The sequence below is a fragment of the Accumulibacter sp. genome, from assembly GCF_036625275.1.
Lineage (GTDB): Bacteria > Pseudomonadota > Gammaproteobacteria > Burkholderiales > Rhodocyclaceae > Accumulibacter.
This window is the reverse complement of record NZ_JAZKUD010000016.1, coordinates 43,144-59,450: the sequence shown is the minus strand read 5'-3', so window position 1 is coordinate 59,450 and position 16,307 is coordinate 43,144. Positions and strand designations below refer to the sequence as shown.

The window sequence follows — 16,307 nt, the reverse complement described above, 5'->3', positions numbered from 1 at the left end:
TCCAAGCCTATCCTGCCGATCAAGGATATCTGGCTCCATCCCCTGCACAGGAACTTCCGCTCAATTCTGTGTCGCTAGCGCCGATCGTCAAGGTCAGACTTGGCCCACGGGTTCACCGAATACTTACGAACAATAGTGGTCTCCGCAGAAAAACCTCTAATTTAATGTGAGTATATTTCTGCATGACGGCACATGCTACCAGACGAAGCCTCCGACGACCCAGCCAGCGTTGGTCCACAGGGCCTTTGTTCCTGCACACAGCCGGTAAACCACGACGGCTGGTTCAACTAGATTCCCGATCCACCCTCTTCCATGGTCTTTTCTGGTTCGGCAAAAACCCTGAGCTGACGAGGCTTGAACCATACCCGCTGTCCTTCGGCGAGCGCCAATATCGTGGCCCGCTCGCGAGTCAACTCAACCTCGATCAATTCCGAAGCATGCGCCAGCTCGACACGCACCCATGGCCCGATGGCATGCACTTCCTGTACCGTTGCCTCTAGGCCACCGGTCAGCGGGTGGTGTTCGATCTCGATATCGTGCGGTCGGACAAACGCCGTGACAGCGCTTTCCGGCCCGCCCTCCAAACGCTCCGCAGCAACTTCCGCCCAGGCACCATGGACACGGCTGTGAAAAACGTTGACATTGCCAAGGAACTGATAGACGAAAGGTGTCGCCGGATTCGAATACACCTCGTCGGGAGAGCCGATCTGCTCGATCCTCCCCTGGTTCATCACCACCACGCGATCAGCAACCTCCAGCGCTTCTTCCTGATCGTGCGTCACGAAGACACTGGAAATCTGCATTTCATCGTGCAAGCGCCGCAGCCAACGCCGCAGTTCCTTGCGCACCTGGGTATCCAACGCACCGAAGGGTTCATCGAGCAGCAGCACCCTCGGTTCAACGGCGAGCGCACGTGCCAGCGCGATACGCTGACGCTGACCGCCTGAAAAGCTGCGAGGGATAGCGATCGGCCAGCCAGTCGAGCTGCACGAGCTTGAGTAATGCCGTAACCCGGCTACGGATCTCGGCCTCTGCCGGACGCACTTTTCTCGCTTTGACGCGCAGACCGAAAGCGACGTTTTCGAACACCGACATGTGCCGGAACAAGGCGTAGTGCTGGAACACAAAGCCGACCCTGCGATCGCGGGCATGCACCTGTGCCGTTTCCTCACCAGCGAACAGCACCTGCCCAACGTCGGCGTTCTCCATGCCGGCGATGATGCGCAGCAGCGTGGTCTTGCCACAGCCTGACGGACCGAGCAAGGCAAGCAATTCGCCCGTCGGAATGTGCAGGTTGATGTCTTCCAGTGCCACAAAGTTGCCGAAGCGTTTGCCGACTGCACGTATCTCGATGCTCATCAGGATTGTTCAGGATAGTTCAGAAAAAATTTTCTGCAGGGGTTCGCGTGCAAGCGAAACGGAAAAGTCGGGGGCAAGCTGCGGCACCTCTGTCTCAGGTCTTTTCTGCCGGCAAGTCCGCCGACAGCATGCTGTTTTCGCGGCGCATTCGCCATTCGACGATGGTTTTGGCGAGCAATGTCACCAGCGCCAGCAAAGCCAGCACCGATGCCGACGCGAAAGCACCCACCGCGTTGTACTCGTTGTACAGGATTTCCACGTGTAACGGCAGGGTATTGGTTTCGCCGCGGATATGCCCGGAAACCACCGATACCGCACCGAACTCGCCCATCGCCCGAGCGTTGATCAGGATCACGCCGTACAGCAGACCCCACTTGATATTCGGCAGCGTCACGCGGCGGAACATCTGCCAGGCGCTGGCACCGAGCGAGAGGGCAGCCTCCTCTTCTTCCTTCCCTTGCGATTGCATCAGCGGGATCAACTCGCGGGCGACGAACGGCGAGGTAATGAACAGGGTGACTATAATGATCCCTGGCAGCGCAAACACCACCTTGATCTCATGGGCCGCCAACCATGGCCCGAAAAGCCCCTGGGCGCCGAAGATCAGCAGAAAGACCAGACCCACGACCACCGGCGATACGGCAAACGGCAGATCGATCAAAGTAATCAGCAAGCTCTTGCCCCTGAAATCGAACCTGGCAATCGCCCACGCCGCAGCGACACCAAAAACGACGTTGAACGGTAGTACGAAGAGTGCCACAAGGAGTGTCAGGCCAATCGCAGAACGGGTTTCGGGATCGTTCAAGGCGCCGGCGTAGGCGCTCCAACCTGCAGCAAAAGCCTCTACAAAAACCGCCAGCAAAGGCAAGGCGAGAAAAAAGAAGAGGAATCCGAGCCCGACACCCAGCAGCAGGGCACGCAACCAGCGCGGCTCGGCGTTCACCCGCCGCAAGCGCTCGCTCACTGGCGCGCTCCCAAACTTGGCGAACACCCCGTGTGCCGATTCGCCACCCACCACTGCAAGGCGTTGACGGCGAGCAGCAACACAAAGGAAATGATCAGCATGACCATCGCCAAAGCGGTCGCGCCAACAACATCATACTGTTCGAGCTTGGAAATGATCAGCAAGGGTGTGATTTCCGAGATCAGGGGGATATTTCCGGCAATGAAAATGACCGATCCGTACTCTCCGACTGAACGTGAAAAGGCCAGCGTGAAGCCGGTGAGTAGCGCGGGGAAAATGGCTGGAAAGAGGACACGGATAAAGGTCTGCCAGCGCGAAGCGCCCAGTGATGCGGCCGCCTCCTCGACTTCCGGCTCGATATCCTCGATCACCGGTTGTAGCGTGCGAACGACAAAAGGCAGGCCGATAAAAGTCAGGGCAACGACGATGCCAAACGGCGTAAACGCCACCTTGACGCCTAGCGGCTCAAGGTATCGGCCAATCCAGCCATTGTCCGCATAAAGGGTAGCCAGGGTAATTCCGGCCACCGCCGTCGGCAATGCAAAAGGTAGATCGACCAAGGCATCAATGGCACGTTTGCCTGGAAACGAGTAACGCACGAGAATCCAGGCGACGATCAGACCAAAGAAGGCGTTGATCGTTGCAGCCAGCAAAGAGGCACCGAAGGTCACGCGATACGAGGCCAGTGCACGTTCGCCCGTGGCGATCGCCCAGAGCTCGGCCGGACCCAGGTGACTGGCCCGGAACGCCAGACCGGAAAGCGGCAGCAGGATCAGCAATGACAGGTAAGCCAGGGTACAAGCCAGCGACAGGCCGAAACCGGGCAGAATCTGTCGGCGAGCCGGCGTCAAACAGGACGATGACCAGGCAGCCACGGCAAGGCACCTACTTCTGCTGATAGATCTGGTCGAAAGTCCCGCCATCCCGGAAGTGCGTCGGATAGGCCCTGGCCCAGCCGCCGACAACCTCGTCGACGCTGAAAGTCTTGATCGGGGGAAACTGGGCGACGTACTTTTTCAGGATCTCCTGGTTTCGCGGCCGCAAATAGTTCTGAGCGGCGTTTTCCTGGCCCATCGGCGACCACAGGAAATCGAGATAAGCCTGCGCCGCCTTGCGCGTACCTTTCTTGTCGACCACCTTGTCAATGATGGCAACAGGAAATTCGGTGAGGATCGACAACGAAGGGTACACCACTTCGAACTCGCCCTTGCCGAACTCACGGGCAATCAGTTCGGCCTCACTCTCGAAGGAAATCAGCACATCACCGATCTTCCGCTGCATGAAAGTGGTGGTCGCATCGCGACCTCCGGCGGCGAACAAAGGGACGTTCTTCAGCAGCCGGCCAACGAAATCCTGCGCTGCCCGGTCGTTGGCACCGGCCTGACTGAGTGCGTAGCCCCACGCGGCAAGATAGGTGTAACGGCCATTGCCGGTGTTCTTGGGATGCGGCAGGATCACCTGGACTCCCGGTTTGACAAGATCGTTCCAGTCCTTCAAGCCTTTCGGGTTACCCTTGCGAACGATGAACACCATCGTCGACGTGTAGGGCGACGCGTTGTTTGGAAATTTCTTCGCGTAATCCCTGGCCACCAGCCCCTTCTCGGCAAGAAAGTCGACATCGGACGCCTGATTCATGGTCACCACATCGGCTTCCAGACCGTCGGCGACGGCCCGCACCTGCTTGCTTGATCCCGCGTGCGACTGTTTCAACTCGATCGGCTCACCGGAAAGCGTTTTCCAGTGTTTCTGGAACATCGGGTTGTAGTCCTTGTAAAAATCCCGGGCAACGTCGTACGAGACGTTAAGCAGGCTGCTGCCTTCGGCAAAAGCCCAAGTGACAGAGAAAGTTAACGTCAAGGCCAGGAACAACCGGCGAATCACTCGTAACATATCCGACTCCAGAAAAGTATTGCCACTATAGCCAAGGGTTTTAGAACCACAAAGCCTCAATGCTTATTTATTTATACCCAAGAGAGCTATGATGCCTCGAAACCGCCAAAAAAAAGCCACGGCGTACCGTGGCTTGTCATTTGGAAAACCGGGTCAAACGCGTGTCGGCAGCTTACCCGTTACTGATGCACTTTCCATCCAGCGCTTGATGCGATTGGCGTCGCCAATGCGGGTCTGCTTGCCGGCTGAGTCAAGCAGCACGATCACGACTGGCTTGTCCGCAACACGCGCCTGCATGACCAGACACTTGCCGGCTTCCTGAATGTAGCCAGTTTTCGACAACCCGATCTCCCAGGTCGGACTACTGACCAACTGATTGGTGTTGTGAAAATCAAGCTCGCGGCCCTTGACTTCGGTACGTACCCCGGGGGTTGTCGAAAACTCGCGAATCAAGGGATAGTGATGTGCCGCCGCAACCATTCGTGCCAAGTCGTGTGCCGTGGAGACATTGTTGCTATTGAGACCGGTGGGATCCTCAAAATGCGAACTGCTCATCCCGAGCGACGCCGCCTTACGATTCATCGCCGCGACAAAAGCCGGCAAGCCACCCGGGTAATGGCGTCCGAGGGCATTGGCTGCGCGGTTCTCGGAAGACATCAACGCCAGCAGCAGGGCCGTTTCACGGGTGATCACCGAACCTACTCCGAGGCGTGAACGGCTGCCGCGCAGATAGTCGACATCCTCATCGCTGATCGTGATCGGCGACTGAAGATTGGGCATGCTGTCAAGTACGACCATCGCCGTCATCAGTTTGGTGATCGACGCGACCGGCACAATGGCGTTGGCGTTCTTTTCGTACAGCGGCTCACCACTATCCTGGGCGATCACCAGCGCGGATCCCGACTGGACGGCCAAACGGCCCGGATCCTGCCAAAGATCGACATGACCGGCGAGAACTCTGGTCAGATTCTTTTTCTGAAACGAATGCGTCAATCCGCCGCTTGCCTCTGGCGAAGCGTATTTTCCGATCCGCGCGACGCGTGCGGACTTGGCTGTTACCCGAACTCCTGACTTGTCCTTATGAGCCAAAGGTGCAGCCATCCCGTGCCGGGTTGGCGATAATGCCTTGTCCTTGCCGGCGATTGGTTCGACCTTGCCCTTGCTCCTCGAGGAACGGGAAGAATTCGTCCTCGCCACCGACTCGACCTTGTCCTTTTGGGCAGCCGCTTTCCCTTTGCCTTTTTGTATGACTGGCAAGGCCTTGCTCTTCTGTGACTCAGTCTTGCCTTTGCCCTTCTCCAGTGCATGGGCCTCTTCGATCGGCAGCGTCACCGTTCCCACCATGGCGCCCAGCAGTAATGCTGCTCTTAATGTCATACGCATTGCAAACCTCCCACATGATTCGATTTCCTGACCATTCTACAACAGACTATTGTCTGATCACTATAGATCATAAAAAGAAAGGGATAGACAAATAAGATGACAAACTACATCAAGCGTATTCAGGATTCAAGAAAAGCCGTGACTTCTTCGCGACGCGCCATCGTGTCCTTGTAGCCGAGGTCGATCAACGCCCGTGTATAGGGTTGTTCGAAGAGAAGGTAGCTGGTCAAGGCCCCGCCGCGCCGATTCATCGCCCCCAGGCCGCGCAGCAACGTTCTCACCGTCAGGGGCAGCGCACTGGCATGGCGTGTGGCAAGGTAGTCAATACGCTCGGACGGAGTGATGGTCAGGGACTGCACCGACCGCAGCCCAATATCGCCGCTGGCCAGCAAATCCTCCGGGATTTTCGAGAGGGTCTGGTTGATTCGCTCCATCCGCTCCACGTCAACAGCCAGACTATCCAGAAAGATCGATGACAGCACATGCCCGGCAATCTGTGCCAGGGTCGGATAGCTCTGGGAACTCTGCCGCCCTGTCGTATCGTTTATTTGCGCGACGCCGATGATCAGGACCTTCTCTGCGCCGAGGTGGATCGCGGGCGAGATCGGGGCCAGTTGGCGCATCGACCCATCGCCAAAATACTCGCGATTGAGGTACACCGCGGGAAAGATGAAGGGGAGCGCACTCGATGCCATCAGATGTTCAACCGACAGATGTGCGCGACAGCCAACGCGCTGCGTGCGCCGCCACCTCTCCACCTCTGGATGCGCCTGAAAGAAACTGACGCCATGACCCGTCGTGTAGCCCGATGCAGTAATGCTGACAGCGTAGAGGGCGCCACTGGAGATGCAGCGATCGATGTTGCCGAAATTCAACCGCTGTTCGAGAAGCTTGCGCAACGGCTGGTTATCCAGCAACGAACGCGGACTGCGCTGAATCACCCAGCCCAGCAACAAGGCACTCAGCCAGCGGACCCCGGCAATCCCCATGCCAAGCGGATCAGACCGATAGATCTGTCCGGCGTGCATGTTGCGCCAGACATCCGCCAGCGCTTCAACGGCAGCGCTGAAGTTGTTGGCATAACACGCCAGGGTAGCCGCGTTGACGGCACCGGCAGAGGTGCCGCAAAGAATCGGAAACGGATTGATCGTCGGGTCGCCGAGCAATTCACGAATGGCCAGCAGGGCACCCACCTGATACGCGGCCCGCGCGCCTCCACCACCAAGAACCAGAGCCGTCTTTACCATCGTCAGCTTATCGATGTCCGTTTGCCGGATCAGAGGCCGTCGTAATCGTCACGGGTGCACTGGCAGCGATTCCGAAAGTTAGAGTCGCTGCCGGGCGCAGAGTAGGATGGGGACTCAGCGCTCATTCATCAGCTTGTCGACCACCGTCAGTGCGGTCATGTTGACAATCCGTCGAACCGTCGCCGTCGAAGTCAGGATATGCACCGGGTGTGCGGCTCCGAGCAGGATCGGTCCAATCGTCAGGTTGTCGCCGGATGCAATCTTCAGCAGGTTGAATGAAATATTGGCTGCATCGAGCGTCGGCATGATCAGCAGGTTGGCGGTTCCCTTGAGGCGCGCATCGCTGGGGAATACCCGCTGCCGGATGTGCTCGTCAAGCGCCGCATCCCCGTGCATTTCGCCTTCAAGCTCAAGGCGCGGCGCGCGTTCCTTCAATAGCTGAAGGGCGGCGCGCATCTTCAGCGCAGTGGGCGTGTTCGCCGAACCGAAGGACGAATGCGACAGCAGTGCAACACGCGGGGTCACGCCGAAGCGGCGAACCTCGTCGGCAGCCAATAGTGTCATATCCACCAACTGCTCCGCCGACGGATCGTAGCTGATGTAGGTATCGGCAATGAACAGCGTACGATCCGGCAAGACCAGGAGACTCATCGCGTAGAGGTTGCGGACCCCCGGCGCCAGGCCGATGACATTTTCCACATACTCGCGATGCACGTCATGGCGACCGAAAGTGCCGCAGATGAGGCCGTCGGCGTCGCCCATGCGCACCATCATCGCGCCGAACAGCGAAGCGCGACGCCGTACCTCGCGCCTGGCAAATTCGGCCGAAACGCCTTTGCGCTCCATCAAACGCCGGTATTCCCGCCAGTAGGTTTCGAAGTGTTCGTCGAAGAATTCGTTGTTGTCGGCGTAGACGACGTCGAAGTCAACTCCGGGAGACACGCGCAGGTTCAGCGCCTCAAGCTTACGAGTGATGTCTTTCAAGTCGCCGATCAGAATCGGTTTCGCGATCCCTTCGTCAACGATCACCTGCACGGCGCGCAGCACTCGATCATCTTCCCCTTCCGCAAAAACGATGCGTCTGGGGGCTTGCTTGGCCTGAGAAAAGACCGGTTTCATGATCAGGCCGAAGTGATAAACGAACTCGTCCAGACTTTCCCGGTAGGCTTCGAGATCCTTGATGGGCCTGCTTGCCACCCCGGATGCCATGGCCGCCTCGGCAACCGCCGGCGCAATCTTGCCAATCAGGCGCGGATCGAAGGGATTCGGAATCAGATATTCCGGTCCGAAGTTGGAATGCTTTTCGCCATACGCCTTGACCGCCACCTCCGATTGCTCGACGCGTGCGAGTTCGGAGATCGCCCTGACTGCGGCCAGCTTCATTGCTTCGGTAATGGTGGTCGCGCCGACATCGAGTGCACCGCGAAAAATGAAGGGAAAGCACAGCACGTTATTGACCTGGTTCGGGTAGTCCGAACGGCCGGTGGCAATGATTGCATCGTTGCGGATCGCCTGCACGTCTTCGGGCCGGATTTCCGGATTGGGATTCGCCAATGCCATGATCAGTGGTGCAGGTGCCATCCTCGCCACCATCTCCTGCTTGAGGACTCCGCCGGCCGACAGCCCAAGGAAAACGTCGGCGCCCTCGATGACCTCGGCCAATGTACGGGCATCGGTTCGCTTTGCATAACGCCCCTTGATGTCGTCCATCTCTTCGACGCGGCCCTCATAGACCAGGCCTTTGATGTCGGTTACCCAGATATTCTCGACCGGGATGCCCAGCATCACCAGCAAGTCCAGGCAGGCGAGTGCGGCGGCGCCGGCGCCCGAGGTGACCAGCTTGACCTGACGCAGATCCTTGCCCTGCAGGAACAAGCCATTGAGAATGGCCGCGCCAACGACGATCGCCGTGCCGTGCTGATCGTCGTGAAAGACCGGAATCTTCATCCTTTCGCGCAGTTTCTTCTCGACATGGAAGCACTCCGGCGCCTTGATGTCTTCGAGGTTGATGCCACCAAAAGTCGGCTCCAGGGAAGCGATGATTTCCACCAGGCGATCCGGATCGCGCTCCTCGATTTCCAGGTCGAAAACGTCGATATTGGCGAACTTTTTGAACAACACCGCCTTGCCTTCCATCACCGGTTTGGCGGCCAGCGGGCCGATTGCTCCGAGACCAAGCACCGCGGTGCCATTGGTGATGACGCCGACCAGGTTGGCACGCGAGGTCAGCGTGCTCGCTTCGCCCGGCAGAGCGGCAATCTCTTCGCAGGCCGCAGCCACCCCCGGAGAGTAGGCCATCGACAGGTCATACTGATTGGCCAGTTGCTTGGTCGGCTGTATCGATACCTTGCCTGGCTTGGGATGGCGATGGTAAAACAGGGCGGCAGTACGTAACTGATCTTTTTCTTGGTTCATCGTTCACTCTCCTGACGGGTATCAATGTACAGCAACATCGCATGGCTGACCGACACCCCACTTGCTTTCGTCAGATCGCTGATGCCTTCTCGGTGGACCAACATCTGTCAATGGAGCGTTGGTGCAGGTCGGACCTGTGGCATAATTACACAAACTCCGACCTCCTTGTAGCACCCGTGCCTCGCATGCTGTTATCCGCCCTGCACCCGGCTTATTTTTCACCCGCCGCGACCGACGCGCCGCACCCAAATGGGCCGGAAATCCATTCCGCCTTCCGGCCATTTTTCCCTGCCCGCGCCGCTCCACGGTAACTTCTGCTTCTCTACCTTCCTTCGAGAGTGATCACCATGAACCAAACTGTTTCCATCGATGCCCCTGATTACGTCAAACATGAACGCCTGAAGCAATGGGTTGCGGAGATTGCAGCCCTCACCGAGCCGGCCAATGTCGTCTGGGCCGACGGTTCCGAGGAAGAATACGACCGGCTTTGCGCTGAACTGGTCGCCGCCGGCACCTTCACCAAGCTCAAGAAGCGCAAGAACTCCTTCCTCGCATTTTCCGATCCATCCGACGTTGCTCGCGTCGAGGATCGTACCTACATCTGTTCCGAGAAGAAGGAAAACGCCGGTCCGACCAATAACTGGGAAGACCCGGCCAAGATGCGTGAAATCCTCAGCGGCCTGTTCAAGGGCTGCATGAAGGGTCGCACGATGTACGTGATCCCGTTCTCGATGGGTCCGATCGGATCGCCGATCGCCCAGATCGGCATTGAGATCACCGACAGCGCCTACGTGGTGGTCAACATGCGCATCATGACGCGTATGGGCAAGGCGGTGTTCCCCGTCCTCGGGACCGATGGCGAATTCGTTCCCTGCGTGCACTCGATCGGCGCTCCCAAGGAGCCCGGCCAGACCGATCCGCGCTGGCCGTGCAACCCGACCACCAAGTACATCGTACACTACCCTGAAACCCGCGAAATCTGGTCCTACGGATCGGGCTACGGCGGCAACGCACTGCTCGGCAAGAAGTGCCTGGCTCTGCGCATCGCGTCGAACATGGCCCGTGACGACGGCTGGATGGCAGAGCACATGCTGATCCTCGGCGTTGAATCGCCCAGCGGAGACAAACACTACGTCGCCGCCGCTTTCCCGTCGGCCTGCGGCAAGACCAACTTCGCCATGCTGGTCCCGCCGAAGAGCCTCGGCGACTGGAAGATCACCACCATCGGTGACGACATCGCCTGGATCAAGCCACGTGTCGGCAAGGATGGAAAAACCCGCCTGTACGCCATCAACCCGGAAGCCGGATTCTTCGGTGTGGCGCCAGGCACCAACGACAAGACCAACTTCAATGCCATGGCCTCACTTGCCGAAAACACCATCTTCACCAACGTCGCGCTGACCGACGACGGCGACGTCTGGTGGGAAGGCATGGGCCCGGCGCCGGCACACGCCATCGACTGGCAGGGCAACGACTGGACGCCGGAAATTGCCAAGGAGAAGGGCACCAAGGCCGCACACCCGAACTCCCGTTTCACGGCCCCTGCTTCCCAGTGCCCGTGCATCGACGAGAACTGGGAAGGCACCGAAGGGGTACCCATTTCAGCTTTCCTGTTTGGTGGCCGGCGCGCTTCGACAGTGCCACTGGTCTGCCAGACGCTGGATTGGGAGCACGGCGTCTACGCCGCCGCCACACTCGGTTCCGAAACGACTGCAGCCGCCTTCGGTCAGCAGGGCGTCGTTCGTCGTGATCCATTTGCCATGCTGCCGTTCTGCGGCTACCACATGGCCGACTACTACAGCCACTGGCTGAAGATGGGCAGCGCAGCCGACACACCCGTGCCGATCTTCATGGTCAACTGGTTCCGGATGAACGAAAAGGGCCAGTTTGCCTGGCCAGGCTTCGGGGACAACGCACGCGTCCTCAAGTGGATCATCGAACGCTGCGAAGGCAAGGCTGCCGCCAGGGAAACCATCCTCGGCTCGATGCCCAATTACGAAGACATCGACTGGTCCGGCGTTGAATTCTCCAGGGAAGAATTCGCCGGGGTCACCAGCCTTGACAAAGAGGCCTGGCTGAGCGAACTCGAGGGCGTCAAGGACTGGTTCGCGAAGATGGGCGACAAGATGCCCGCCCAGCTCGTGGACATCCGCGACAAGTTCGAGAAGGCATTCCAGGCAGCCTGAGCATCAGAGAACATCATGAGGCCGCCTCCGGGCGGCCTTTTTTTGGCCAATGTCCTGCCTTGTGGTTAAACTGCTGGCTTTCACCAAACCGATTCCAACCATGCCGACCTTTCCCGCCAGCCGCCTCGCCAACATCGCCCCCTTTCATGTCATGGAGTTGATGGCGCGAGCCAGGGCACTTGAAGCCGAAGGTCGCGACATCATCCACATGGAAGTCGGTGAACCCGACTTCCCAACACCGGAACCGGTTATCGCCGCAGCCCGGACAAGTCTTGCGAGCGGTCGTGTGTTCTATACGCCCGCACTTGGCCTGCCCGAGTTGCGCCATGCCATCGCCGACTTTTACCAGACACGTTATGGGATCAGCATCCCCGCTGCCCGCATAGCGGTCACTGCGGGAGCCTCTGCTGCCCTGCTGCTGACCCTCGCCTGTCTGGTTGAAGTGGGCAGTGAATGGCTGCTCAGCGATCCTGGTTATCCGTGCAACCGTCACTTCATCCGGAGTTTTGAAGGCGTTCCGATCGGCATCCCGGTCGGCCCGGCAAGCAACTTTCAACCCACCCTGGCAGACTTCGAAGCGCACTGGAACGAACGCTCAGCCGGGGTACTGCTCGCTTCGCCGGCCAACCCCACCGGCACCATGCTGGGCGGCGAACAACTGGCAGCGATCGCTGAATTCGTTCGCCAACACCAAGGGCAACTGATTGTCGATGAGATCTATCACGGCCTCACCTATGAGAATGACGCTCAGACCGCGCTGCAATTCGGCGACGACATCTTTGTCGTGCAGAGCTTTTCCAAGTATTTCAACATGACCGGCTGGCGACTCGGTTGGCTGGTCGTCCCCGAACGTTTCGCCCGCGACATCGAAAAGCTCGCGCAGAATCTCTACATCTCGCCATCGACACCGGCACAGCATGCAGCACTCGCGGCCTTTGCGCCGACGACGATCAGCATCCTCGAAGCACGGCGCGCAGAGTTTCGGCGGCGGCGCGACTTCCTGGCACCGGCGCTCGCAGACCTCGGTTTCCAGCTCACGGCCAGGCCGCAGGGTGCCTTCTATCTCTACGTCGACTGCAGCGCCCTGACCAGCAACAGCGAGCGCTTCGCGCGTGACCTGATCGAGTCGGCCGGTGTCGCGACGACCCCTGGCCTCGACTTCGGCACGCACGCACCGAACCAGCATATGCGCTTTGCTTACACGACCACGCTCGAACGTCTCGCCGAGGCAGTCGACAGAATCCGCCGCTTTCTGGGCTGAGCGCCGTGAGTTGACCTTGCACCGGTCTGGCCTCGACCGGTATTCTCGCTCGATGCGCCCCGACACTCAGCGCAAGGCCCCGGGAAAATCGCCGATGGCTGCGAGGCGCTGCCAGTCGAAGCAGGGGCCGGGGTCGGTCTTGCGGCCTGGCGAGATGTCGCTGTGCCCGGCAACCGCTGCAATCGGGTAATGAACACACAACAGCCGCAGCAGTTGCAGTAGACACACGTACTGTAGCTCCTCGAATGGCAACTCGTCACAGCCTTCCAGTTCAATCCCCAAGGAAAAATCATTGCACCGCGGTCGCCCCTGCCAGGAGGAAAGGCCAGCATGCCAAGCACGCTGCCGGCAGGAGACAAACTGGATCAGCTCGCCATCGCGACGAATGAGAAAATGCGCCGAGACGCGCAAATGGCTGATCTGCGCGAAGTAAGAATGGGCGGCGGCGTCGAGCCGATTGGTAAACAAGTGCACGATACCCTCACCACCGAACTGTGCCGGTGGCAGACTGATGGCATGGATAACGATCAGCGAAACGGCCTCACCCGGCGGACGTTCATCACAATGGGGCGATTCGATATGCCGCACGCCTTCAAGCCAGCCGTCAGGCCTGATTTCCGGATCTGTCGCCCAGCACAACAGGGAGCTCACTCCTCGATACCGAGCCGCTCGATCCGGTAGCGCAACGAACGGAAAGTGACCCCGAGCAGTCTGGCCGCTGCGGTACGGTTGAACGCCGTCTTGGCCAGGGCATCAAGAATCGCTTGCCTCTCGACACGGTTGATGTAGTCGTCGAGCGTTTCATCTTCGCGGCCCACGCTGCCGCTGGCCGCCTTTTCCGGTGCCAACTGCAGATCGTCGAGATTCACTGTAGCGTTGTTACACAGTGCGGTAGCCCGCTCGAGGATATTTTCGAGTTCTCGCACATTACCCGGAAAACTGTACGCTTTCAGCGCCGCCAGGGCGTGCGCTTCCAGTCGTGGCGGATGCGCTCCGCAGAGGCGTACCAGCAATGCTTCGACCAGGGGCTCGACATCCTCTTCACGTTCGCGCAAAGGCGGCATTCTGAGTTCGATGACGTTCACCCGATAATAGAGATCCTGGCGGAAGGTTCCGGCATCGACACAGTCACTGAGCAAACGGTGGGTCGCCGAAATGATGCGCACATCGACCGCTTCTTCGACTGTGCTGCCCACCTTGCGTATCTTCTTTTCCTGAATGGCCCGCAACAGTTTGACCTGCATCGGCAGTGGCAAATCAGCCAGTTCGTCAAGAAACAGCGTTCCACCATGAGCGGCCTGGAAGAATCCCTCGCGATCGCTGTCCGCCCCCGTAAATGCGCCCTTGCGATAACCGAAGAATTCGCTCTCCATCAGATGCTCGGGAATCGCTCCACAATTCACCGGCACGAAGGGAGAGGCACGACGGGCACTCTGATCGTGTATCAGGCGCGCAGCCAGTTCCTTGCCGGTCCCCGACTCCCCGGAAATATAGACCGGTGCCTGAGTGCGGGCCAATTTGTCGATCATCTCACGGACATGTTCGATCGCCGCCGAGGGTCCGATCAGTTGGGCGGCCAGGTCCACCGGTTCTTCCCCAAGCACACCCGCCCGACGACGCGGCAAACTGAGCGCTGATTTGATCAAGCTGCGCAATTGCTCCAACGCTACCGGTTTGGCCAGATAGTCAAAAGCACCTGCCTTGAGCGCGGCCACCGCGTTCTGGGTACTGCCAAAAGCCGTGATCACTGCGACGGGAGTCTCGCCGTAGCGCTCACCGATCAGCCGAACGATCTCCAGTCCCTCGCCGTCAGGAAGACGCATGTCGGTCAGACACAGTTGATAGCGCTGCTGCCCAAGCAACACCCGCGCCTCCGTCACACTCCCCGCACAGTCTGCCGAGAGCCCCATGCGCGCCAGCGTCAGATCAAGAAGCTCACGAATATCCGCCTCATCATCGACCACCAGCACTCTCGCCAACTCGCCACGCGGACGCCGTTCAGTTTTGCCAGCTAACACTCAACCGACCTCCCCAAGAGACAGAAATCGGCACCTGGCCCCGACTTCTGGAGTTCAAGTTGCGCCCCATTTGCTTCACACAACTCACGCGCGATGTAGAGACCCAGACCGGTACCGCGATGGTGCGTGGTAAAGAACGGTTCAAAGATCTGTTCACGACAAGTATCGTCAACGCCCTTCCCATCGTCAATTACATGGAGTTCCAATTGACCATCGGCGGGGGCATCACAAACCAGCAAACAAATACTATTCGCAGTACGCTGTGAATGCCGCAATGCATTGCCCATCAGATTCCACAATACCCGATCAAAATGCGAACGATCAAAACAAAGGGTGGCGACTCCTGACATCTCAAGACGAACCACCTCTGCCGACAAGTTTTCCTTGACCCGATATTCTTCGATGAATAAAGGCAGAACCTCGCGCAGGTCGATCCGTTCACGATAGCTGCGGTCGCGGCGACCAAGTTCGAGAATATCGTTGACGATACGCTCCAGACGCTGAGTATTGTCGAGAACGATGCGCAACAGGCGCTCATACAACTCTCCACGCCGCTCTTCACGGAGCAACTCGCCGGCATGACTGATCGCCGAGAGCGGGTTGCGAATCTCGTGCGCGATGTTGGCAGTCAGTCGCCCGAGAGCGGCTAGTTTGATCTGCCGTGCCTGTTCCTGCAAACGGCCGATATCCTCGAGAAAAACGAGCACATCGTTTTCAGTGCTCGCAGTGCCAACGAACCGCGCTCGCAATTGCATGCCACTGGCTGGCACGCTGACCAACGCATCCTCATCACCAGGGTCCCGACACCAGTCAACGAAACCCTGCATCAGTTCAGGCGAACACTCGCTGACCTCACTGCCGCCATGCAATGCCAGCAGTTGCCTGGCGCGAGGGTTGCTTTGCCTGACCTGGCCAGTGCGGCTGAGCACCAGCACGCCATCCTGCATCTCTTCGATCACACGCTGGCTGATCACCGTCTGGTTGTTCAGGTCAACGCCGCGCTGTCTTGCCAGCACCTCGTTGGCAATCACCCGACGGGCCAGCAGGCGGGCCGATACAGCGACCGCAAAGAACCCGGCACAGAAGATCCCGGTGTGGAAGAATCCGGCAGCATCGAAATCATTGTGCAGTGTTGCCCGGTAAGACTGTTCAAAGAGAACGGCCAGTGTGGCCATCGCCGCATAGAACAATACCAGGCGTCCCTGCCCAACCAAACCGGCACCGGCCAGTGTCACCAGCAGCATGGATCCGAGTCCGCTACCCAGCCCGCCGCCGACGTGAATCAGCCACGTTACCACCACCACATCAACCATGACGCTGGCGGTAAGTTGCATGCTGGCATGCTGGCGATGGCGATACGCCAGGATCACCGTCAGCGCAGTGCTCACCAGGTAGGCACTGGCCAGCAACAGGTGCAGCAAGCCCTGTTGCGGTGTAAGGACAAGCAGGGCGGACGGGTATAGCAGCGCGGAGAAAAAAAGCAGCGCGGCCACCGCGAAGCGATAGAGGTTAAAATAGCGGAGCGATTTCCAGTGCGTCTCGGAAAAGCCCTCGGCACCGACCTCCGGCGTACTCAACATGGCC

Annotated in this window: 11 protein-coding genes and 1 pseudogene; 2 read left to right on the top strand and 10 right to left on the bottom strand. The window is 59.0% G+C overall.

The window, feature by feature from the left end; all coding sequences use genetic code 11:
- Positions 1-287: 287 nt before the first annotated feature.
- From V5B39_RS08325 to V5B39_RS08295, 7 genes and pseudogenes are all read right to left on the bottom strand, one after another.
- A pseudogene (locus tag V5B39_RS08325) lies at positions 288-1,359 on the bottom strand (sulfate/molybdate ABC transporter ATP-binding protein).
- 94 nt (positions 1,360-1,453) lie between these two features.
- Positions 1,454-2,323, bottom strand: a complete 870-nt coding sequence (gene cysW, locus V5B39_RS08320; RefSeq protein ID WP_332342429.1) for a sulfate ABC transporter permease subunit CysW — start codon at positions 2,321-2,323, stop codon at positions 1,454-1,456.
- Positions 2,320-3,174: a sulfate ABC transporter permease subunit CysT gene (gene cysT, locus V5B39_RS08315; RefSeq protein ID WP_434735671.1), complete on the bottom strand. Its 855-nt coding sequence runs from the start codon at positions 3,172-3,174 to the stop codon at positions 2,320-2,322. Before cysT ends, cysW begins: the two co-directional genes overlap by 4 nt.
- Positions 3,175-3,208: 34 nt before the next feature.
- The gene (locus V5B39_RS08310; protein WP_332342427.1) at positions 3,209-4,213 is read right to left on the bottom strand and encodes a sulfate ABC transporter substrate-binding protein; all 1,005 of its coding nucleotides are present in this window, start codon (positions 4,211-4,213) and stop codon (positions 3,209-3,211) included.
- Positions 4,214-4,366: 153 nt separating this feature from the next.
- Positions 4,367-5,596 (bottom strand): D-alanyl-D-alanine endopeptidase, encoded by a 1,230-nt coding sequence (pbpG, locus tag V5B39_RS08305; RefSeq protein ID WP_332342426.1) that lies wholly within the window; start codon positions 5,594-5,596, stop codon positions 4,367-4,369.
- Positions 5,597-5,715: 119 nt separating this feature from the next.
- Complete coding sequence (locus V5B39_RS08300) at positions 5,716-6,843, bottom strand: patatin-like phospholipase family protein (protein ID WP_332342425.1); 1,128 nt, start codon at positions 6,841-6,843, stop codon at positions 5,716-5,718.
- 114 nt (positions 6,844-6,957) lie between these two features.
- A complete protein-coding gene (locus V5B39_RS08295; RefSeq protein WP_332342424.1) occupies positions 6,958-9,258 on the bottom strand; it encodes an NADP-dependent malic enzyme in 2,301 nt (766 codons plus the stop codon).
- Positions 9,259-9,605: 347 nt separating this feature from the next.
- On the opposite strand from V5B39_RS08295, the gene V5B39_RS08290 reads away from it, so the two are divergent.
- Entirely contained in the window at positions 9,606-11,444 is a 1,839-nt protein-coding gene (locus tag V5B39_RS08290) for a phosphoenolpyruvate carboxykinase (GTP) (RefSeq protein ID WP_332342423.1), read from the top strand.
- Positions 11,445-11,544: 100 nt separating this feature from the next.
- A complete protein-coding gene (locus V5B39_RS08285; protein WP_332342422.1) occupies positions 11,545-12,705 on the top strand; it encodes a pyridoxal phosphate-dependent aminotransferase in 1,161 nt (386 codons plus the stop codon).
- Between the two features lie 66 nt (positions 12,706-12,771).
- Here V5B39_RS08285 and ampD read toward each other — a convergent pair whose 3' ends face one another.
- The 3 genes from ampD to V5B39_RS08270 are packed head-to-tail and all read right to left on the bottom strand — an operon-like array spanning position 12,772 to position 16,303.
- Positions 12,772-13,356 (bottom strand): 1,6-anhydro-N-acetylmuramyl-L-alanine amidase AmpD, encoded by a 585-nt coding sequence (gene ampD / locus V5B39_RS08280; RefSeq protein ID WP_434735669.1) that lies wholly within the window; start codon positions 13,354-13,356, stop codon positions 12,772-12,774.
- Positions 13,353-14,723: a sigma-54-dependent transcriptional regulator gene (locus tag V5B39_RS08275; RefSeq protein ID WP_332342421.1), complete on the bottom strand. Its 1,371-nt coding sequence runs from the start codon at positions 14,721-14,723 to the stop codon at positions 13,353-13,355. Before V5B39_RS08275 ends, ampD begins: the two co-directional genes overlap by 4 nt.
- A complete protein-coding gene (locus V5B39_RS08270; RefSeq protein ID WP_332342420.1) occupies positions 14,717-16,303 on the bottom strand; it encodes a sensor histidine kinase in 1,587 nt (528 codons plus the stop codon). Before V5B39_RS08270 ends, V5B39_RS08275 begins: the two co-directional genes overlap by 7 nt.
- Positions 16,304-16,307: the final 4 nt, after the last annotated feature.